Below are 20,722 nucleotides of genomic sequence, written 5' to 3' on the forward strand. Positions count from 1 at the left end.
TAGGCTCGGGGTCAGCGAGTGTCAGTCATCAATGCGGGAGGATGATGCGATGGGTCTGGTTCATCAGAAATACAAGGTGGCGGTGGTTCAGGCGGCGCCGGTTTTTCTCGATCTCGACGCAACCGTGGACAAGACCATCAACCTGATCGAGGAAGCTTCCGCGAAAGGCGCGAAACTGATCGCGTTTCCCGAGACCTTCATTCCCGGGTACCCGTGGCAGATCTGGCTCGGTGCGCCTGCCTGGGCGATCGGCCGCGGTTTTGTGCAGCGCTACTTTGACAACTCGCTCGCCTTCGACAGCCCACAGGCGGAAAAGATCTGCCGAGCCGTCAAGCGCGCCAAGCTAACGGCCGTGCTCGGGCTGTCCGAACGCGACGGCGGAAGCCTCTATATCGCGCAATGGCTGATCGGGCCTGACGGCGAGACCATCGCCAAGCGTCGAAAGCTGCGGCCGACCCATGCCGAACGTACCGTGTTCGGTGAAGGCGACGGCAGCGATCTCGCCGTCCACGACCGCGCCGACGTCGGACGGCTCGGTGCCTTGTGCTGCTGGGAGCATCTGCAGCCGCTGTCGAAATACGCGATGTACGCCCAGAACGAACAGGTCCATGTCGGCGCCTGGCCGAGTTTTTCGCTGTACGATCCGTTCGCGCATGCGCTCGGCCATGAGGTCAACAATGCCGCCAGCAAGGTCTATGCGGTCGAAGGCTCGTGCTTCTTCCTCGGCCCCTGCGCGGTCGTCTCGCAGGCCATGATCGATGAGCTCTGCGACTCTCCCGAAAAGCATGCCTTCCTGCATGCCGGCGGCGGCCACGCCGTGATCTACGGGCCGGACGGCAGTTCGCTGGCCGAGAAACTTCCGCCTGACCAGGAAGGCATTCTGTACGCCGATATCGATCTCGGCATGATTGGGGTAGCGAAGAACGCCGCCGATCCGGCCGGGCATTATTCGCGGCCCGACGTCACGCGGCTGCTGCTCAACACCACGCGCGCCAACCGCGTCGAGCATTTCTCGCTTCCTGTCGATGCCGAGGTCATGAGCGAAATCAGGCTGCAGGCCTGACGCGCTTCATTTTCCGAGAAGGAGCAGGCCCATGGAATCCGCAATCCCTGCGCATCTGCAAACCGCGCGAACCCGCCACCGCCGCGTCGGTGACGATTATGCGCCGCCCTACCCGTCCTTTGTGGCGCGGCACAAGCCGAGCGTGACGCGCGTGGTGATGGCCTATTTCGGCCTCCAGACTCGCGGCGCGCCCTCGACCACCGCAGAGCAGGCGCTGATTCGGCTTGCATCGGAGTTCGCCGCCGCGGACGGCCCAACGCACTGGGACCGCGCGCGCTATGTCGACGAGGCCGGCTTCACCAACGTCGTCACGGTCGCCTATTGGGACAACCGGCAAAAATTCGATCGCTGGTTTCCGGTCGTGCGCGAGCGTTGGACCGGCGAGCAACGGACCAACGACGGATTCGGTACCTTCATCGAGGCGCTTTACCCATCCGTCGAGGGCTATGAGACGCTGTTCTCTTCGCTCGAAAAGCCCGAAGGCGTCGCCGTTCTCGCCGACGGCATGAGCGGCGAGGTTTTGGAGCATTCCTATTGGGGCGGCATGCGCGACCGCATCCCGTTGTCCCAAACCAGCGAGATGGCGGCCTCAGGTTCCGCGCGAGCCATTCGCGAGGGCGCGCGCATCCGGATCATCCCGCATGACAACATCTGCTTGATCCGGTCGGGCCAGGATTGGGGCGATACCGAAGCCACCGAGCGCAAGATGTACCTCGGCGATGTCGAGCCGGTGCTGCGCAAAGGCATGGATTTCCTCCGCGACCAGGGACGTTCAATCGGCTGCTACGCCAACCGTTACATGACGGTCTTAGGCCCCGACGGCGCGACGGCCGAAAAGTCCTACGGCATGAGCTGGTGGAAGAGCCTGTCGGCGCTGGAGCGCTGGGCTGAATCGCGCCCAACCCATGTCAGGATTTTCGGCGCTGCCATGAAGTACCTGTCGACCCTGGGACCGGCCGCAAAACTACGGCTGTACCACGAGGTCACCGTCGCCCGCGCCGACGAACAGCTTTTCGAATATGTGGATTGTCACCCGCAAACCGGAATGCTGAACGCCGTGCAGACGGTGGAGATGGCCTGAGGCTACAGCACCATCTGGGTTTGCGTAACGACCGCGACCAGCTTGCCGTCCTCGGTCTCCAGCCGCGTTTGCCAGACTTGGGTGCGGCGCCCCCGATGCACCGGTGTGGCGGTCGCTATCACCGTAGACCCTTCCTTGGCGCCACCGATAAAATTGGTCTTGCTCTCGATCGTGGTGGTGCCCTTGGCATCCTCGGGCAGATTGATGAAGGTCGCGGCAGCGCCGACCGAATCTGCAAGGGCCATGATCGCGCCGCCGTGAATCGTATTCCGCAGCGTGCAGAGGTCCGGCCGCACCAGCATCCTGGCGACCACCCGATCCATTCCGGCTTCCGTGAAGGTTACCCCCTTCAGTTCCGCAAACGGCATCTTCATCGACTGGATCTTTTCGAGCGGCGTCATTCGTCCTCCGGCTTTTCTTTGAAGTGATTTCCTGAACAGAATGGAGGCTGCCGGTAATTCAGGCAATGACCTCCGAGGTAATGGCGGCCGTGACATGGCGCGCGAAATTCGGCATACCGTCGGCATGCGCCAGTTCCCGCCCCGCCGGATCATCTGTCTGACCGAGGAGACCGTGGAGACGCTGTACCTGCTCGGCGAGCAGGACCGCATCGTCGGTGTCTCCGGCTATGCGGTGCGGCCGCCGGGCGTCCGTCGCGACAAGCCGCGGGTCTCGGCCTTCATATCGGCGGACATTCCAAAGATTCTGGCGCTTGAGCCCGACCTCGTGCTCGCCTTTTCCGATCTGCAGGCAAACATCGTTGCCGACCTCGTGCGCACGGGCGTCGCCGTCCATGTCTTCAACCAGCGCGACATCGCGGGCATCCTCGCGATGATCCGGACGCTGGGGGCTATGGTCGGTGCGGCGGAGCGCGCGGATCAACTCGCGCGCGGCTTTGAAGAGCGCCTCGCGCGGATCGCCGCGACGCCCCGGCCCGCACCGAAGCCCAAAGTCTATTTCGAGGAGTGGGACGATCCGCTGATCTCCGGCATCGGCTGGGTTTCCGAACTGATCGAGATCGCCGGCGGCGAGGACGCGCTGCCGAAGCTGCGGTTTCAGCAGGCCGCCAAGGACCGGATCATTTCGTCGGATACGCTGCGTGACGCCGCGCCCGACGTGATCCTCGCGTCCTGGTGCGGCAAGAAAGTCGTGCCCGACCGCATCCGGCAGCGTCCAGGCTGGGGCGAGATTCCTGCCGTGCGCAACAACCGCATTGTCGAAATCAAGTCGACCATCATCCTTCAGCCGGGACCGGCGGCGCTGACGGATGGGTTGGATGCGATTGTGAAGGCGTTGTGGGGGTGACCGGCAATCTAGCCGTCGTTCCTGCGAACGCAGGGACCCATACGCCGCGGCCTGTCAATGTGGCGATGTGGAAGTTGCCTCCCGCTGCAATCAGCGCCGGTGGTTATGGGTCCCCTGCGTTCGCAGGGACGACATCGAACTTCGTGGCTCAGTTTAAGCCTTCTCCACACCGCACCATTCCGCGATGAACAGCGCGGTTGCTTTGGTCGACTTTCGCAACGAGTCCAGCTCGACATATTCGTTGAAGCCGTGCATCGCGGCGCCCTTCGCACCGAAGCAGAGGCTCGGGATGTTGTAATTCAACCCGTAGAACCGGGTATCGGTCAGCGCGGTGAACGCGCGATCCGGCACCACGCCGCCATAGACGGCGTCGAACGCTTTTGCGAAGGCGGCTTCCGGCTCAGCCGAGTTCGTCAGCTCATAACCCTCCGACAAAAAGCCCGACCATTCGACCTGCGGCGGATTGTTGGAGAGGAATCGGTGATCGCGCGCCGCCGCCGACACGCAGGCCAAAATCTCCTTCTGGCATTCGGCGATCGACCAGCCCGGCAGGACTGCGATGCGGCAATCGACGTCGCACCAGGCCGGCACACTGGAGGCCCAGTCGCCGCCCTTGATGATGCCGGGGTTGAAGTTGAGCGGATGGGCGACCGCCTTGAAATGGCGGTCCGCCCTGGCGCGCTCGTTCCAGTCGGCCTCGAGCTTCTGCAGCGCGTGGATCAAATGATACGCCGCCATGATCGCGTTGGCGCCGGCGCCGGCCTCGAACACATGAACCGGGAAGCCGCACACCTTCAGGCGAAACCAGATCACGCCGACCTGCGAGCGCACCATGGTCTCGCCCGTCGGCTCCGGGATGAAGCAGGCGTCCGCGCGATAACCGCGCTGCAAGGTCGAGAGCGCGCCGACGCCGGTCGATTCTTCCTCGATCACGGATTGAAAATGGATGCGCGCCGCTGGCCTTAGCCCAGCGGCCTTGATCGCAACCAGCGCATAGAGTGCGCCGATGGTGCCGGATTTCATGTCGCAGGCGCCGCGGCCGTACATCCTGCCGTCCTTGATGGCGGGCGAGAACGGCGGCGTTTCCCACATGTCGAGGGGACCTGCCGGCACCACGTCGCAATGGCCCTGCAGGATCAGCGATTTGCCTGAAATGTTCGCGGGACGGTACGTACCCACCACCGTGCGCGCCTTGGAAAAATCATGCTCGATCGGGCCGAAGCCGCGCAGATCCTTCAAATCCTCGACGTCGATATGCCAATCGTCGACCTCGTAGCCACGCTGGCGCAGGAGATCGCCGATCATGTCCTGGCACGGTCCTTCGGCGCCACGGGTCGAGGGGATCGCAACGAAATCCTTCGTCGTCGCCAGTTGCGCATCAAAGCCGGCGTCGACGGCGTCGAGGATTCTTTGTTGCGTATCGGTCGTCATGCGGCAGCTCCAGTAAAGGAATTCCAGGAAGTCGGGAGTGCGCACCCTACCCCGATCTCAGCCGCCGGCGTAATGCGCAAAATGCGCATCCCGCAATGCATCTTCGAGCAGGCGGCCTTCTGAATAGCCGTTCAGCGAGGCCGGCCGCTCGACGCCGTCGAGAAGCCGCGGACAGGGTTCCGGCCGGCCCAGCACCGTGCGCACCGGAATACGCTCGGCATAAACAGGCAGTTCATAGTCTTCCTCGTCGTCGGCGACACCCTTCGACCTGATCTTGGCGGACGCCTGCTCGATTTCCATCGCGATCACCGATGTCGCCTTGATCTCCTGTGCCGTGCTTTGCCTTAACGTCGCGGTTCGATCGGGAAAGAACCGGTCGACCATGGCGACGAGCGCGCGCTCCTTCTCCACCGGATCGGTGACGAGATAGGCGATGCCGAAGGCCATCACGGCGCGGTAATCCGCCGAATGGTTGAAGCCGCAGCGGGCCAGCACCAGGCTATCGAGATGCGCAACCGTGAGGCAGACCCTCTCGCCCTCGGACTGGTTTCGCAGCATGCGGCTGGCGCTGCTGCCATGCCAGTACAGCTTGCTCCCTTCCCGCCAGAAGAATGTCGGCGTGCAATAGGGCTGGCCGTCGATCACGTAGGAGACGTGGCACAGCATCGAGGCGTCGAGCAGGCCGTGCACGGTGGCGTGGTCGTAGAAGCCGCGATCATGACGGCGCTTCACCTGGTTGCGCGGCGATAACGGATATACGTCGGCGGTCACGGCTTCGGTCACGGCAGCTCCTGTTGGATCGGTGAGCGGTCGTTGAGAGTTGTACCGGCCAATTTGGTCTGCGATAGTGCCAATTCGATGCGAAAAATTCCGACCAATTCTCCGCCGGCGCGACGCAAGGCCGAGCTCGCGCTCGATCTCTCCGGCCCTCACGTGACGCCGGGCGCCTCGGCCCCGCACCGGCTCTATCAGGCGCTGTGCCACGCCATCACGGGCGGAATTGCAAAGCCCGGCGAGCCGCTGCCGCCGTCGCGCACGCTTGCGAAGCAGACCGGCTTCCGCCGCAACGCCGTCACGTCAGCCTATGAGCGCCTGATCGCGGACGGTTTTGCGGTAGCCACCGTCGGATCCGGCACTTTCGTCGCCGCGCGTATTCCCGCCCGCGTCCATGACGCTCGCAGGACGAAGATCGCGATCGAGCCGCCGCAACAAGGCCCGCTGGCGCTCGGCTGCACGCACATCGACGAACGGGCGCTGCAGCGCTTCAGGTCGTTTGCCGGCCGGCGCATGCGCGCGTTCGGCACCGAGCACCTTCAATACGGCGACCCCAGGGGCAGCCGCGAACTCCGCGCCGCGATCGCCGATCACTTGTTGTCGGCGCGTGGGCTGCGCTGCGATCCCGACCAGATCATGCTGACGTCGGGAACGCAGCATAGCTTACGGATCGTGCTGGGCGCGATCCTGAAATCCGGCGATCAGATCTGGTGCGAAGACCCCGGCTATCCCGCCGCACGAAGGGCGATCGAGCATTGCGGCCTGCGCCCCATCTCGGTGCCGGTCGACGCCTCCGGCATGATCATAGCCAGGGGCCGCGCGCTCGGGCCCGCCGCCGGCGCGGCCTACGTCACACCGTCGCACCAGTTTCCGCTCGGCGTGCAGATGTCGATGGCGCGGCGGCTCGAACTGCTCGACTGGGCAAGGGATGCCGGCGCCTTCGTGATTGAAGACGACTATGACAGCGAATTTCGATATGACGGCGCGCCGCTGCTGTCGCTCGCCGGCATCGATCATCTCTCGCGCGTCATCTACATGGGCACGTTTGCAAAGACATTGTTCCCTGGATTGCGCATCGGCTACTGCGCGCTGCCCGAGCGGCTCGTCGGGCCGGTGACGACAGCCCGTGCCGCGCTCGACCGCTTTCCCGGCACGCTGCTCGAAGGCGCCGTCGCAGACATGCTGAATTCCGGCGCGTTCGCAGCCAACCTGCGCCGGGTGCGCGGGATCTATCGCGAAGCGCGGGACGTGCTGGCTTCGACCCTGTCGACCACGTCGAATGGAGCGCTATCGGTGCCGGTGCCCTCGCAGGGCCTGCATCTGGTCGCGCGGTTCGATCCCTCGACCGATCCGCTGGTTGCCGCACAGGCAAAGGCCGAGGCCGGCGTCGCAGGTTGGCTGCTGGCGGAAACTTATTTCCGCGCACGCCCGCTTGCCGGCTTCGTCCTCGGCTTTGCCGGCCACAAGCTGCCACAACTGATCGCGTCGGCCGAGCGACTCGCGAAATCATCGCTGGCCGCCTTGCAGGCAAACGGCAAGCCGAACAACGCTGGAACTGGCAAGGTCAAACGGCTGAAGGCCGTGACGTGACCACTCGCGCCGGCCGGCACCCTATCAGAATCGCGGCCGCGTCACTAAGCTCGATAGTCAAAATCAACTTCACGAACGGAAATACCCAATGCCCGGCCATCGCAACGTCTCGTATCTCGTCATCGGTGCATTGATCGCAGGCGTGGTCAGCCATGCAACGACGGCCCTCGCCCAAACGGTCTCACGCGAGCAGGACATTGTCGACCTCAGGCTCGGCCAGCGCGTCCTCGTCGATGATGGATCGTGTCCGACGGGACAAATCAAGGAAGTCCAGGGCTCGCAAATGACGACATCAGGCGTGCTCCGCACCCGCAAGTGCATTCCGCGGCTGGGGACGAAGAAGCGCTAGCGGCGATCGCACCGGCCTAGAACATGCCGTTGGTGTTGGCGGCCTTCTTGGGAATTTCCTGCACGACATCCCAGTGCTCGACGATCTTGCCGTTCTCCAGCCTGAAAATGTCGACGATGGCGCGGCCGCGCGTGCCTTTCTCGCGCACGCTATGGACGTGGACGATCACGTAGTCGCCATCGGCAAAAGCGCGCTTGATCTCGCTGCGGGAGTCCGGAAATTTCTCGCGGAGGAAACCGAGGAAGGCCTTGAAGCCCTCGATGCCATCCGGCGCCGTCGGATTGTGCTGAATGTAATGCGGCCCGAAAAACTTCGCCGCGGCATCAAAATCCTTCCGATTGAGAGCCGCATCGTAAAATTCGAGCACGGACTTCTTGTTGGCTTCCTGTGTCGTAGCGTCGGCGGCGACCGCCGGAGATATGGCCAGCGACAATAGGCCGATCAGGCCGACAAAAAGAGATTTCATGACAACTCCCTTGTGCAATCGGTCTCGATACGGAGCCCAACCTACCAGCTTCCGTATCGACCGACGACCCCGCGCCACAGCGCATCGCGTTCGCGCGCTGGTGTGCCAGGAAGTCGCCGAGCGAATAGCTCTGAGCAGCTATTACGCGGTAGACTTAAGGGCGGAAAGTATTTGCGAGCCGCGCTTACTGGTTCGTCGCCGGCTCGAACATGCATTGCAGCGTCGGCTTGGCGATCTTGGTGAAGGTCGGGCCGATCTCGGATCGCTTCGACGCCGGCACCCACGCGGTCTCGATCGTCGGCACCCCGGTCTCGCTGATGCCGCGCAGCAGCGCTTCGCGCAGGTCGGCATCTTCCACGGTCGCGGCGGCGTAGTCGTGCAGGCAGCCGCAAACCCTTTCGGGATGCGCCCAGCGTCCGACCATGTGGGGCGCGCAGAGCCGCACGAATTCGCCGCGCGGATCAGGCAGCTTGAACAGGGAACGGAACGAGGTCTGCGGCGGCTGAAACTGGACTTGAGCCTGCGCCGCGCCGCTGAGAAGAAGAGACGCAAAGATTACAGCAGAACAGATGCGTACGAACATACCGAGCCTTTATCGGCGATCTCGTTGCAAAGGATCCGCTACGCTCAGTTGGCCGCCACGACCATCGGAGCCGCAACCGGCGAACCGTTATAGGCGAAGGTGCCAATCCCCGGCAGGCCTTGATCCGAAGAACCAGCCATCGAGGGACCAGCCAGGATGAAGACCAAGGCGAGGATGAAGCTGATGGTCCGCATCTGACTGTCTCCGGTTATCAGTGGCTGGCGGTGCCTGCCGTCTCGTTGGCCACCTAATAGGTCTCGGCTGTTTCCAGACATCTGCGCCAAAAACGAAAAATGGTTTCGTCGCGCAGGAGAATTGTTTCGTCGGCCCTGTCGGACGAAACAATAGCGGGAAAAATCCAATGAATTCAGCCGGGACGCTCGTATTTGAGATGCTCAGGCGGAACTCCGCAAGCTGGCCATTGCGGCCACTTTGGCCTCCGTCCAATGGACGAGAACCGCCTCGCTCGCTGGCAGATCGGATGAACCGAAGCTTCGATTCGTCCGACTCAGCGAATGCCACGCAACCTTCCGCGTGCCTGTGCGTTGTGAGCCTTCCTCAACAAAGGACAGTAGTCGTGGGCAATGGCAACAGTGCACCCCCGACCCGCAAACCCGGCCAGCCGGTGGGTGAAAATTTGTCTGGAAGTGAAAATTGGTCTGGAAGTAACGGCTCCGAACAGCGGATCAATCCTTCCTCGAAGACAGAGCGCCACGGAAAAGCCTCAGAGCATCCTGTGAGCCTTTGTGGCGCGATGTCACAACAAGGCGGCGAATTTCGCGGCAATGTCTCTGCGCCGCAGAAATTCGTGCATCTGGTCGGCTGCCGCGACCGCAAGGTCGGGCCCGGCCTGGAGGCCCGCCAATATTCCAATCCGCTCAAGCGGTAAGCTTGATACCCTCATCCTGGATCCGATCTCGGATCCGGGCGGTATCGGACTTACTGGATGAATTCACCGCATTTCTGAACCGCTGCCTCAGTGGCACCCCAGGGCATGATCGGCACTGAGGAGGTGGAGTTTTTGGGTGAACCTTCGATCAGCTTGTCCGAATAGACCATGTAGACCAGTACATTGCGTTTGGCGTCGCAGCCGCGAACGATCTGCATCTTCTTAAAGAACAGCGAGCGGCGCTGGCGGAACATATCGTCGCCCTGCTCCAGGCTGTGCTTGAACTTGATGGGGCCGATCTGGCGGCACGCCAGCGAGATATCCGAGACTTCCTCGGCAAGGCCAAGCCAGCCCTTGAAGCCGCCCTTTTCCGGCACCGTGAAGTGACAGGCCACCCCCTCGACCTCGGGGTCGTCGACCGCGTAGGTCGCAAGCTTATCGTTGGGGCTCAGCCACTTGAATACGGTCGAGCGGCGAAAGATCAGGTCGGGCTCATCGGCGGCCGACGCCGGGCCCGCGTGCCACAATGTCAGCGCCAACACCACCAAGGCCACGCTTCTCCACTTCCTGTCGCACTTAACGATGGCCTTGGATGTCATTGAAATCTCCGCTGAAGGGCTCGCCGCCTATGTAGTGCCAGAAAGTGGAACAGGAAGGCCGCAGCGGATTTGAAGGCCGCAGTACCGCCTTATGGATGGCGTCTGATCAAGCAGGCGGTTTAACGGAATGTGAGGCTTTTTTGCTACGATCGGGGCGAAAAGGGCTGGAATTAGAAGGCTTACGCTGGTGAACGCTTTTCGCCTTTGCGACAACAAACGAATAGGCAAGACAGTGGATTCGAGTACCCGGATTTGAGGATTATGCGCGTGAGCGGGCATCGGTATTTCAGTGCGAGTACTGCGGGCGCGACGATTTCGAAGCAGCGATTTTGGCAGATTGCGATGTTGACCGCGGCAGGCATCGTCGTCGCCGCTCCCCAAGCCGACGCCGCGGCCCTGTTCTACTGGCAGGATTCCGATCCGGGCTATTACCGGCCCTTGCCGCCGATGCAGCCGCGCAAACCGAAGGTACGGCGACCGTCAGCAAAGACCGAGGCGGTCATCAAGGAGACCAACGCCAAACCGCAGGGGCCGTTGATTATCGCGGTCTCGATCGAGCAGCAGAAGGTCCGCGTCTACGACGCCAACGGGTTGTTTGCCGAAAGCCCGGTGTCGACGGGCATGAAGGGTCATTCGACCCCAATGGGCGTATTCAGCGTCATCCAGAAGCACAAGATGCACCGCTCCAACATCTACAGCGGCGCGCCGATGCCTTACATGCAGCGCATCACCTGGTCGGGGATTGCGCTGCATGCCGGCGTGCTGCCGGGCTATCCGGCGTCGCATGGCTGCATTCGCATGCCAACGGCCTTTGCCATAAAGATGTGGAACTGGACCCGGATGGGCGCGCGCGTCATCATCACGCCCGGCCAGATCACGCCTGCCAGTTTCTCGCACCCGTTGCTGGTGGCGCAGAAAGTCGTCCCGCAGCCGCTCATCGCCGACGATCCCACGACAGATGCGCCCGCGGTGAAGGGCGACAAGGGCGCGGACGCAGGCCATGCGGAGCCAAGCCTCGAACTCCGATCGACCGTCGGCCACGCGGCGCCGCTGCGCGAACAGACCCACACGGCGGATGCCGGCAGCGCTCTGCCGACGAGCGCCGTCGTGACCATGTCCGACGCAACGCCTGTCAGTGATACATCGAGCGCGGAGGCAAAGGCGGACGCGCCGAAATCCGAACCAGCTATCTCGGCAGCCGGTGAGCCCACGAAGGCGATCGCTGATACACCGGCTGCGTCGGTTGTTGCGCCTGAGGTCAAGAAGGATACCGCGCGTCTGCCCGGCGCGGACAAGGGTCCCAGGGCCGAACCGCCCAGGCGTCCGGGCCAGATCGCGGTGTTTGTCAGCCGCAAAGATTCCAAGCTGTACGTCCGCGAGAGCTTCAAGCCGCAGTTCGATTTGCCGGTGACGATTGCGCCGAGCGACCGGCCGCTTGGCACCCATGTGTTCACCGTCGCGGCTGACAAGAACGATCCCAACCTGTTGCGCTGGTCGGTGGTCTCGCTGCCGGTCGCGGCCCGCAACGCTGCGCGGATCGATAACACCGACCCTGCTGCGCGGCGCGGCAGGATGCCCGGCGCAGCGCCCGCCGAGGCAAAGCTGCTGCTGGCGGCGAACAGTCCGGCCGAGGCGCTGGACCGCATCGCCGTCGCTCCCGAGGCGATTGCGCGGATCGCCGAGATGCTGACCACCGGCAGCTCGATCGTGGTGTCCGATCACGGCATCAACACGGGCGGCGAAACCGGCGAAGGCACCGACTTCATCGTCCCGCTGCGCATGGTCCAGCCATAACGGCTTGTTGAGGGGCGGAGGCCCGCGCATCGCGCTATGCTTCGGTCGCTAAACCGCAGCCCGAGGCTTTTCATGATGGACCGCAGGAGCGTGATGACCGCGGCGCTAGTCGCGATCGCAAGCATGGCCTCGAGCAGGAAATCTCTGGCGCAGGCCGCCATGAGTCGAGTCACGGCTTACGCGTTTTCGTTTCCGGGATTGGCCGGCGGCGACATCAGGCTTTCCGAATTTGCCGGCCGGCCGATCCTGATCGTCAACACCGCTTCGCTATGCGGCTTCACCCCGCAATATGGCGGCCTGCAGGAATTGTGGACCGAGTTCGGTGGCCGCGGCCTGATGATCGTCGGCGTTCCCTCCAATGATTTCGGCGGCCAGGAGCCGGGTGGCGCGACCGAAATCACTGCGACGGCGCAGAACCACCGTGTCACGTTTCCGATCGCCGCGGAGGCCGTCGTCAAGGGACCGAATGCGCATCCGTTCTACAGGTGGGCGGCAGAGGCGCGACCGAAGGATGTTCCACGATGGAACATCCACAAATACCTGATCGGCCGCGACGGCTATATCGCCGATGTCTTTCCGGAATCCATCGAACCCGTAGATACACGGGTCAAAACTGCGATCGCTCGGGCATTGGCCGCTTCCTGAATTAACCGGCTCGGGGACAAATCCGCTGCGTCGCAACGGTTGCATTGGCGCGCGTGCTCCAACTAGGCTACTGTGCGTCGGGGGATGGAGGCAGACCGGACGACGGCAGCGCCACCGACCGGGTGCGGGATTCTAATTTGGGGAAAACAGGATGCGTATTGGGGCGGGGGTGATCTTTGCAGGCGCGGTTTCGCTGTTGGCATCAAGCGCGGCGTGGTCGCAGGTTCCACCCGCCAAAGGCGTGGCCGCGCCTCAGGCAGCAGCGGCACCAGTTCCCGCTCCGCCACCCGCGCCCGTCTCGACCCGTCCGCCTTGCAACAATCCGAACGCGCTCGGCATCGGCCGCACGGTCGAGATCGACACGACCGGCGGTCCCGGCTTCGGCTTCGAGCATTTCAAGGAGCTCGACTTCCTTCGCGACAAGGAAGTGGTGCTGACCTTCGACGACGGCCCGTGGCCGGTGAATACGCCTGCGGTCCTGAAGACGCTCGCGGAGGAATGCACCACCGGCATCTTCTTCCCGATCGGCAAGCACGCCACCTATTATCCCGAAATCCTCAGGCAGGTGATGGCGGCCGGCCATTCGATCGGATCGCACACCTGGTCGCATGCCGCCCTCGTCAACAAGAAGCTGAACGAGCAGCAGCGCAAGGACGAAATCGAAAAAGGCTTCAGCGCCGTGAAATGGGCACTCGGCGGCAAGGCGCCGGCGCCGTTCTTCCGCTTCCCCGCGCTGCAGCACCCGCCGGAGATGGTCACCTATCTTGGCGAACGCAACATCGGGATCTTCTCCTGCGACCTCGATTCCTTCGACTTCAAGGCGAGCAAGGCGCAGACGATCATCGACACCGTGATGCGCAAGGTCGAGAAGAACGGCAAAGGCATCATCCTGATGCACGACTTCCAGAAGCACACCGCCGAAGCCCTGCCCGAGCTACTGAAGAAGCTGAAGGCTGGCGGTTACAAGGTGGTGGCGATGCGCGCCAAGACGCCGGTGCAGACCATCGCCCAGTATGACGAGGACATCGTCAAGGATCTGAAGCTGCCGACCGTGAGCTCGCGCCCGGTTTCCAGCGTCGTCCAGACGATCTCGGAATAGTAGCGGCGCGACGCGGGCCCGTGCCGGCGCTGCGCATCGAAGGCTATGTCATCGTTTCCGCGGACGGCATGCTGGCGGACGCGCGCAACGTCATGCCGGACGAATTGAAGTTCGAGGGCGACAAGGCGTTTTTTACCGCCGCCCTCGACCGCGCCGACCTGATCCTGCACGGCCGCAATTCCTATGAGGACCAGCCGAACTCGCCGCGGCGCAAGCGGATCATCCTGACGCGCAAAGTCGATGCCATCGCGCCCGACCCGTCCAATCCGAAAGCTACGCTGTGGAATCCCGCGGGCGCTTCGTTCGAAGCCGCCTGCCATCATGCAGGCGTGGATACCGGCACCGTTGCCGTGATCGGCGGCCCCGGCGTGTTCGGCATGTTCATGGACCGCTACGACGTGTTCTGGCTCTCGCAAGCGCCGCATGTCCGGCTACCCGGTGGCGAACCCTGCTTCCCCGGAGTCCCCGCCCGTTCGCCGCAGGAAATCCTCGCCGCGCACGGACTGCGCGCCGGCGAGCCGCAGATGCTCGATGCAGCGCACGAGGTGACCGTCACGCCGTGGCGGCGCGGCGCATAGGGCGTCATCCTTTCGTCCAATCAATCTCGCCGCAAGCCAACCCGTGGCCAGAGATCGCTTGACAGCGCGCGGGCGCGGTTCCAACCTGAAAAGAAAAAGAAAAACACACGTCATCATCGGGAGGACCACGACATGTTGAGGCGCGCTTCAACCATGCTTGCAGCGGTGACTCTTGGGTTCGTCACTGCTTTGACCGGGCCGGTTCAGGCCCAAACCACCGAAAAGCCGCTAGTGCTGAAGGGTCAATCGACCCACCCCGCATCCTCGAACTTCCATCTCATCTTCAAGCTTTGGGCCGAGACCGTCGAAAAGATGACGGCCGGACGCCTCAAGATCGAGACGCTGCCGGCGGGAGCGATCGTGCCGCCGTTCGAGGTATTCGACGCCACGTCCAAGAACGTTCTCGATGTAGGCATGGGGCCGTTCGGCTACATCCTCGGCCGCAACACCGCGACGATACCGATGTCGCATGGTCCGCTGTTCGGTATGGACGGCTCGGACTACTGGGCCTGGTACTATGACGGCGGCGGCATGAAGCTGCTCGACGAGTTCTATCGCGACGTCCTCAAGCTCAACGTCGTCGGCTTCCCGATCCCGACCGATTACCCGCAGGGAATGGGCTGGTTCAAGAAGGAGATCAACAGCCTCAGCGATCTCAAGGGCCTGAAGTACCGGATCTACGGCATCGGTGCGGAAACCTACGGCAGGCTCGGCGTGTCGGTCGTCACCATTCCCGGCGGCGAAATCGTGCCCGCCATGGAGCGCGGCGTGATCGAGGGCGCCGAGTGGATCAACTGCGAGGAAGACAAGAAGCTCGGCCTGCATCAGGTGGCCAAGCACTACTACACGCCGGGCATGCACGAGCCCGTCACCGGCGGCCAGTTGATGATCAACGGTGACGTCTGGAAGAAGCTCACGCCTGACCTGCAGGAGATCATCAAGGTGGCGAGCGTCTATGCCACGACGCAACGTAACTTCGCCTTCAATCGCGAGACGGCGCATGCTTGCCAGGACCTGATCAAGGCGGGCGTTCAGATGCATCGCACGCCCGACGATGTCTTGAAGAACTTCCTCGACGAGTGGGAGAAGATCCAGGCGGAGCACGCGGCAAAGAACCCCTTCTACAGGAAGGTCATCGATAGCCAGAAGGCCTATGCCGAACAGATCGTGCCGTTCAAGCTCTCCTGGTTCCCGCCGTACAATTTCGCCGGCGAGTACTACTGGAAGAGCAAGATCTACCTGACCAAGAAGTGATCTCTCCGTAGTAGCGGAGCTGCTGGCGTCCGAACCGCCGGACGCCAGCATTGCCTGAAGAGGAGCGATCATGTCCGCGGACCCCAGCAGTGCTTCGGTCGCCAGCAATCCGGGCGGCGAATTCCCGCATGCTTTTTACTCGATCATACGGGCGATTGACCGCTTCACCGACGTGACCGGCAAACTCATCGCCATGTCGATGTTGTTTCTGGTGGTGACGATCTCCTACGAGGTCGTCATGCGCTACGGGTTCGGCGCGCCAACCGTTTGGGTCTACGAATCCAGCTTCATGGTCAACGGCGCGGCCTTCATGCTCGGATCGGGATACGCGCTGCTGAAGGGCGCGCATGTTCGTACCGACATCTATTGGGAGAATTACTCGGAGCGGAAGAAGGGCATCGTCGACCTGATCTCTTATCTGTTGTTTTTCTATCCGGCCATGATCACGTTCATGCTGATCAGCTATGACGATGCCTTGCACTCCTATGACACTGGCGAACGGTCGCAGGAAAGCGTGTGGCGCGCGATCATGTGGCCCTTCCGGGCCACGATCCCGCTGGCGGCCCTTCTTCTCATGATCCAGGGCGTGTCCGAGGTCCTGAAGTGCTGGTACCAGGTCCAGTTCGGGCGCGAGTTCGAGCACAAGGAAAAGATCGAAATATGACGGGACTCGAACTCCTCGGAATTGTCATGCTCGTGGTGATGCTGGGGGCGATCTTCATCGGCTTGCCGATCAGCTTCACGCTGCTGTTCCTGGCGCTGTCGTTCGGCTACGTCGGCATGGGCGAGCGCGTCTTCAACCTCGCCTACCTGCAGACCATCGGCCTGATGAAGCAGGACGAACTCGTTGCGGTGCCGATGTTCATCCTGATGGGGTTCGTCTGCGACCAGGCCGGACTGATGGAACGGCTGTTCAAAGCGTTCCGCGACCTGTTTGCGCCGCTCAATGGCGCGCTCTACGTGGTCGTCATTCTCACGGCGACGCTGTTCGGGATCGCCGCGGGGACTGTCGGCGCAACCGTCGCGCTGCTCGGCATCATGGCTGGGCCGATGATGATCCGCGCGGGCTACGATGTGCGCATGTCGGCCGGCTCCATTGCCGCCGGCGGCACGCTCGGCATCTTGATCCCGCCGTCGGTGATGCTGGTTGTGATGGCGCCCGTACTCGATATCTCGATCATCGATCTCTATGCGGCGGCGTTCGGTCCCGGCTTCCTGCTGTCCGCGATGTTCATCGCCTATACCTTGATCCGTTGTTACTTCAATCCGAAGCTCGGCCCGCCGGTGCCGGTCGAGGAGCGGCCCGATTCGGTGCGGATCGTGCTATGGGAGTGCCTGGTCGGTCTGGTGCCGGTGACCATCCTGACGATCCTGACCCTCGGCGCCATCCTCGCCGGTATCACGACCGCCGCGGAAGCAGCGGCGTTCGGCGCGCTGGGGGCGATCCTCCTCGTCATTGCCTACGGCCGGTTCACATGGCGCGGGCTGCTGGATGCCTGCTATGCCACGCTGGCGACGACCAGCATGGTGCTGTTGCTTGCCGTCGCCTCCAACGTATTCGGCGCCGTCTTCGCATGGCTCGGCACGGCGACCTGGATGACCAACGCCCTGCTCGCTTCGCCGCTGCCGCCTTGGGGCACGATGTCCCTGCTCCTGACCCTGATATTCCTGCTCGGCTGGCCGTTCGAATGGCCGGCTATCGTCTTCATCTTCATGCCGATGCTCGCGCCGGTGGCCAAGGGCCTCGGCTACGACATGGTCTGGTTCGGCTGCATCGTCGCAGTCGTGTTGCAGACGGCGTTCCTCTCTCCCCCCGTTGCCATGTCGGCCTACTATCTCAAGCAGGTCGTCAAGGAATGGAACCTGCGGCTGATCTACCGCGGCATGGCCGACTTCATGGTGCTGCAGGTCGCTTGCGTGGCACTGGTGCTGATCTTCCCGGCAATCGCGATGTGGTTCCCGCAATGGCTGCAGGCGCGCAGAGTAGCGGCGCGCACCGCGCAGATCGAACACGTCGCGCCGCCGCAGAGCGCGACGCTGCTGGACGGTTCACGCGTTGTGGTCCGGAATTTCTGACCGCCGTTTAGATGTCCCCGTAGGCCGGCTCGTTCGGCCGCGGACCCTTGCCGTAGCCCGCGATCATGAACAGCGCGCCGATGATCGACAGGTTCTTCAGAGCCTCGATCAACGTCTTGGCATTTTCGGGCGCCGGCTGATTCCAGAAATCGTGGAAATAGAAGGTCGTGGCGAGCACGAAGAAGATCAGGAGGATCGCGAAGAAGCGCGCGGCGAAATTGACCGCGATCATCAGGCCGGCGAGGATCTCAAAACCGCCGACGCCGACCGCCAGCAATTGCGGCATCGGCATGCCCGCCATGGTTTCGAGCTGCGAGGTATAGGGCGCAAGCAGCGCCGGAATCGTTACCTTGGATGCGATGAAGTCTGCCGTCTGCTGTATCGCGAAAAGCTTGGTCGCTCCCGTGTACATGAAGAGCACGGCGAACAGGACTCGCCCGAAGGTAACTAACGCTGGCATGGGATCGGCCTCACTGAATGGCATGCAAAGATAGCAGGCGGCGCGAAACGATTATGGGCGTTTCGTCTCCGCTTTTCAAACGCTCAAATCGAAGCCATCCGCGCAGCAGCCTGCGCGGTGCCCTCAACCAGACATTCCTATAGAAGCAGAACCAAGGCGCTTTCTTGATCATCGTGGCTTTGCGCAAAAGCCGGCCCCCGGACTTGGTCCAGAGCCGGCTTCGGTTCACGCGAAGAAAGCGCGTCAGAACAAAAGGCTAAATCCCGATTTTGATTCAATCTGAACCGGGCTCTACCCGAACAAGGTTGGCTGCTGGCGGCCGGCGCGCTCTTGGGCTTCGACGGCGGCGACCGCCGTCATGTTGAGGATGCCGCGCGCCGTCACCCCCGGGGTGAGGATGTGCGCCGGGCGGGCCGGGCCGATCAGGATCGGACCAACGGGAAGCGCATCCGCCAGCGTCTTGATCATCTGGTAGGCGACGTTGGCGGTGTCGAGGTTCGGCATGATCAGGATGTTGGCATCGCCTTCCAGGTTGGAATGCGGCAGCACGAGTTTTCGCGCGGCAGCCGAGAGCGCGGTATCGCCCTGCATCTCGCCATCGGCCTCGAGCTCCGGATGCTTTTCCTTCAACAGCGTGGTGGCACGGCGCATCTTGCGCGAGGATTCCGTATCATAGCTGCCGAAGTCGGAATGTGACACGAAGGCGACGCGTGGCTTCATGTTGAACCGCTGGACGTGGGTTGCCGCCAGCGACGCCACCTCCGCCAGCTCCTCGGCGCTCGGATTCGGACGCACCTGGGTATCGGCAATGAAATAGGACCCCTTGCTGGTGATCATCATCGCCAGCGCCGCGAAATCGCTGACGCCGGGCAGGAAGCCGATGATCTCGCGAACATGGCGCAGATGGCTCATATAGCGGCCTTCGACGCCGCAGATCATGGCGTCAGCCTCGCCGCGCACCACTGCCAGCGCGGCAATCACGGTGTTGTTGGTGCGAACCACCGTGCGCGCAGCTTCGGGCGTGACACCGCGCCTGCCAGCCACGTCGATATAGGTCTGCACGTAGGAGCGGTAGCGCGGATCGTCTTCCGGGTTGACGAGGTCAAAATCCTGCCCGGCCTTGATCGAGAGGCCGAACCGCTTGATCCTGGCTTCGACCACGGAAGGCCGCCCCACCAGGATCGGTCGCGCCAGATTTTCTTCCAGCACGACCTGCGTCGCGCGCAGCACGCGCTGGTCCTCGCCCTCGGCATAGATCACGCGAACCGGCTGGGTCTTGGCCTTGGCGAACACCGGCTTCATGACGAGACCGGAGCGGAAGGCGAAGCGTTCCAAGAGCGCGGTATATTCCTCGAAATTCGTGATCGGGCGCGTCGCCACGCCGGATTCCATCGCGGCTCGCGCCACTGCCGGCGCGATGCGCAGGATCAGCCGCGGATCGAACGGGCTCGGGATCAGCGAGCCCGGCCCAAAACCTTGCGTCTCGCCGCTGTCAAAGCCCTGCGCCACCGCATCCGACGGCGGATCGCGCGCGAGCTGCGCGATGGCGTCGACGGCGGCATGTTTCATTTCCTCGTTGATTCCGGTGGCGCCGACGTCGAGTGCCCCGCGGAAGATGAACGGAAAGCAGAGGACGTTGTTCACCTGGTTCGGGAAGTCGGAACGCCCGGTGCAGATCATCGCGTCGGGGCGCGCCTTCCGGGCTTCGTCCGGCATGATCTCCGGGGTCGGATTGGCCAGCGCCATCACAAGCGGCTGGTCCGCCATCGACTTGACCATGTCTGATGTCAGCACGTTGGGCGCGGACAAACCTAAGAAAATATCCGCGCCGCCGATCACGTCCGCCAGCACCCGCGCACTCGTTTTCTGCGCATAGACCGCCTTCCAGCGGTCCATCAGTGTGTTGCGCCCCTCATGCACGACGCCGTCGATGTCGCAGACCCAGATGTTCTTGCGCTGTGCGCCCATCGACACCAGCAGATTGAGGCACGCGATCGCCGCGGCGCCGGCGCCGGAGCAGACGATCTTCACATCGGGCAATTTCTTGCCGTTCAACAACAACCCGTTGACGATGGCGGCTCCCACAATGATGGCCGTGCCGTGCTGGTCGTCGTGGAACACCGGGATCTTCATGCGCTCCTTGAGCTGCGCCTCGATCTCAAAACATTCCGGTCCCTTGATGTCCTCGAGATTGATGCCGCCGAAAGTCGGCTCCAGCGCCGCGACCGTCTCGACCACGCGCTCGATGGTATCGGCGGCAATCTCGATGTCGAACACATCGATCCCGGCGAACTTCTTGAACAGGACCGCCTTGCCTTCCATCACGGGCTTGGATGCCAAGGGACCGATGTTGCCGAGCCCCAACACCGCGGTACCGTTGGAGACCACGGCGACCAGATTGGCGCGGGAGGTCAGCGACGCCGCTTCGGCCGGATTGTTGGCGATTTCGGTGCAGGCCGCCGCCACGCCCGGCGAATAGGCCAGCGCGAGGTCGCGCTGGTTGGCAAGCGGCTTGGTCGCCTGGATCTCGAGTTTACCGGGCCGCGGCAACTGGTGATACGCAAGCGCCGCAGAACGCAGATCTTCAGAATAGGACGACATGTAGGCTCCCGCGTTTCCGGTCCCGAACTCTTGCTCTTATTGATACTTCCAGATCAGGGTCAGTTTTCCGGCAAAATGAGGGGGA

At 62.9% G+C, this 20,722-nt stretch carries 22 protein-coding genes; 13 read left to right on the top strand and 9 right to left on the bottom strand.

The features are described 5' to 3' along the window. Positions 1 to 49: 49 nt before the first annotated feature. Entirely contained in the window at positions 50 to 1,063 is a 1,014-nt protein-coding gene (locus V1278_RS24070; RefSeq protein ID WP_334382411.1) for a carbon-nitrogen hydrolase family protein, read from the top strand. A 31-nt stretch (positions 1,064 to 1,094) separates the two neighbouring features. Next, positions 1,095 to 2,144 (top strand): phenylacetaldoxime dehydratase family protein, encoded by a 1,050-nt coding sequence (locus V1278_RS24075; RefSeq protein WP_334382412.1) that lies wholly within the window; start codon positions 1,095 to 1,097, stop codon positions 2,142 to 2,144. Between the two features lie 2 nt (positions 2,145 to 2,146). Here the strand turns inward: V1278_RS24075 and V1278_RS24080 are convergent, their stop codons facing one another. Next, on the bottom strand, positions 2,147 to 2,545 hold the full coding sequence (locus V1278_RS24080; RefSeq protein WP_028346401.1) for a PaaI family thioesterase: 399 nt from the start codon (positions 2,543 to 2,545) through the stop codon (positions 2,147 to 2,149). Positions 2,546 to 2,669: 124 nt separating this feature from the next. Here V1278_RS24080 and V1278_RS24085 point away from each other — a divergent pair, with 124 nt between their 5' ends. Next, positions 2,670 to 3,449 carry a cobalamin-binding protein gene (locus tag V1278_RS24085; RefSeq protein ID WP_334384246.1) on the top strand — a complete coding sequence of 260 codons (780 nt, stop codon included), beginning with the start codon at positions 2,670 to 2,672 and terminating at the stop codon, positions 3,447 to 3,449. A gap of 153 nt (positions 3,450 to 3,602) precedes the next feature. Here V1278_RS24085 and V1278_RS24090 read toward each other — a convergent pair whose 3' ends face one another. Then, a complete protein-coding gene (locus V1278_RS24090; RefSeq protein WP_334382413.1) occupies positions 3,603 to 4,880 on the bottom strand; it encodes an ArgE/DapE family deacylase in 1,278 nt (425 codons plus the stop codon). A 57-nt stretch (positions 4,881 to 4,937) separates the two neighbouring features. Then, positions 4,938 to 5,663, bottom strand: a complete 726-nt coding sequence (locus tag V1278_RS24095) for a pyridoxamine 5'-phosphate oxidase family protein (RefSeq protein ID WP_334382414.1) — start codon at positions 5,661 to 5,663, stop codon at positions 4,938 to 4,940. A gap of 75 nt (positions 5,664 to 5,738) precedes the next feature. On the opposite strand from V1278_RS24095, the gene pdxR reads away from it, so the two are divergent. Both pdxR and V1278_RS24105 read left to right on the top strand, forming a co-directional pair. Beyond that, positions 5,739 to 7,244: a MocR-like pyridoxine biosynthesis transcription factor PdxR gene (pdxR, locus tag V1278_RS24100; RefSeq protein WP_334384247.1), complete on the top strand. Its 1,506-nt coding sequence runs from the start codon at positions 5,739 to 5,741 to the stop codon at positions 7,242 to 7,244. Between the two features lie 88 nt (positions 7,245 to 7,332). Beyond that, positions 7,333 to 7,593: a DUF6719 family protein gene (locus tag V1278_RS24105; protein ID WP_334382415.1), complete on the top strand. Its 261-nt coding sequence runs from the start codon at positions 7,333 to 7,335 to the stop codon at positions 7,591 to 7,593. A 16-nt stretch (positions 7,594 to 7,609) separates the two neighbouring features. Here V1278_RS24105 and V1278_RS24110 read toward each other — a convergent pair whose 3' ends face one another. The 3 genes from V1278_RS24110 to V1278_RS24120 all read right to left on the bottom strand — a co-directional run bounded on the left by V1278_RS24110 (position 7,610) and on the right by V1278_RS24120 (position 8,836). Beyond that, on the bottom strand, positions 7,610 to 8,059 hold the full coding sequence (locus V1278_RS24110; RefSeq protein WP_334382416.1) for a nuclear transport factor 2 family protein: 450 nt from the start codon (positions 8,057 to 8,059) through the stop codon (positions 7,610 to 7,612). 184 nt (positions 8,060 to 8,243) lie between these two features. Further along, positions 8,244 to 8,642, bottom strand: coding sequence for a hypothetical protein (locus V1278_RS24115; RefSeq protein ID WP_334368570.1), 399 nt, complete (start codon positions 8,640 to 8,642; stop codon positions 8,244 to 8,246). 44 nt (positions 8,643 to 8,686) lie between these two features. After that, positions 8,687 to 8,836 (bottom strand): hypothetical protein, encoded by a 150-nt coding sequence (locus tag V1278_RS24120; protein WP_334368569.1) that lies wholly within the window; start codon positions 8,834 to 8,836, stop codon positions 8,687 to 8,689. Positions 8,837 to 9,219: 383 nt separating this feature from the next. Between V1278_RS24120 and V1278_RS24125 the strand changes: the two genes are divergently transcribed. Beyond that, positions 9,220 to 9,531: a hypothetical protein gene (locus tag V1278_RS24125; protein ID WP_334382417.1), complete on the top strand. Its 312-nt coding sequence runs from the start codon at positions 9,220 to 9,222 to the stop codon at positions 9,529 to 9,531. A gap of 50 nt (positions 9,532 to 9,581) precedes the next feature. Here the strand turns inward: V1278_RS24125 and V1278_RS24130 are convergent, their stop codons facing one another. Continuing rightward, positions 9,582 to 10,130, bottom strand: coding sequence for a CreA family protein (locus tag V1278_RS24130; RefSeq protein WP_334368567.1), 549 nt, complete (start codon positions 10,128 to 10,130; stop codon positions 9,582 to 9,584). Between the two features lie 342 nt (positions 10,131 to 10,472). Here V1278_RS24130 and V1278_RS24135 point away from each other — a divergent pair, with 342 nt between their 5' ends. The 7 genes from V1278_RS24135 (at position 10,473) to V1278_RS24165 (ending at position 17,576) form a co-directional block, all read left to right on the top strand. Further along, positions 10,473 to 11,924: a L,D-transpeptidase gene (locus V1278_RS24135; protein ID WP_334368566.1), complete on the top strand. Its 1,452-nt coding sequence runs from the start codon at positions 10,473 to 10,475 to the stop codon at positions 11,922 to 11,924. A gap of 72 nt (positions 11,925 to 11,996) precedes the next feature. Then, positions 11,997 to 12,569: a glutathione peroxidase gene (locus tag V1278_RS24140; protein ID WP_334382418.1), complete on the top strand. Its 573-nt coding sequence runs from the start codon at positions 11,997 to 11,999 to the stop codon at positions 12,567 to 12,569. A 151-nt stretch (positions 12,570 to 12,720) separates the two neighbouring features. Next, a complete protein-coding gene (locus tag V1278_RS24145) occupies positions 12,721 to 13,668 on the top strand; it encodes a polysaccharide deacetylase family protein (protein WP_334382419.1) in 948 nt (315 codons plus the stop codon). A 68-nt stretch (positions 13,669 to 13,736) separates the two neighbouring features. After that, positions 13,737 to 14,246: a dihydrofolate reductase gene (locus V1278_RS24150; RefSeq protein WP_334384249.1), complete on the top strand. Its 510-nt coding sequence runs from the start codon at positions 13,737 to 13,739 to the stop codon at positions 14,244 to 14,246. 132 nt (positions 14,247 to 14,378) lie between these two features. After that, the gene (locus V1278_RS24155) at positions 14,379 to 15,500 is read left to right on the top strand and encodes a TRAP transporter substrate-binding protein (RefSeq protein ID WP_334368563.1); all 1,122 of its coding nucleotides are present in this window, start codon (positions 14,379 to 14,381) and stop codon (positions 15,498 to 15,500) included. A 70-nt stretch (positions 15,501 to 15,570) separates the two neighbouring features. Further along, a complete protein-coding gene (locus tag V1278_RS24160) occupies positions 15,571 to 16,164 on the top strand; it encodes a TRAP transporter small permease subunit (protein WP_334368562.1) in 594 nt (197 codons plus the stop codon). Continuing rightward, positions 16,161 to 17,576, top strand: coding sequence for a TRAP transporter large permease (locus V1278_RS24165; protein ID WP_334382420.1), 1,416 nt, complete (start codon positions 16,161 to 16,163; stop codon positions 17,574 to 17,576). Before V1278_RS24160 ends, V1278_RS24165 begins: the two co-directional genes overlap by 4 nt. 7 nt (positions 17,577 to 17,583) lie before the next feature. Here V1278_RS24165 and V1278_RS24170 read toward each other — a convergent pair whose 3' ends face one another. Then, positions 17,584 to 18,036, bottom strand: a complete 453-nt coding sequence (locus V1278_RS24170; RefSeq protein WP_334368560.1) for a DoxX family protein — start codon at positions 18,034 to 18,036, stop codon at positions 17,584 to 17,586. A gap of 291 nt (positions 18,037 to 18,327) precedes the next feature. After that, positions 18,328 to 20,637 (bottom strand): NADP-dependent malic enzyme, encoded by a 2,310-nt coding sequence (locus V1278_RS24175; RefSeq protein WP_334368559.1) that lies wholly within the window; start codon positions 20,635 to 20,637, stop codon positions 18,328 to 18,330. Positions 20,638 to 20,722 lie beyond the last annotated feature (85 nt).

The sequence above is a fragment of the Bradyrhizobium sp. AZCC 1577 genome (genome assembly GCF_036924575.1).
Taxonomy (GTDB): domain Bacteria; phylum Pseudomonadota; class Alphaproteobacteria; order Rhizobiales; family Xanthobacteraceae; genus Bradyrhizobium.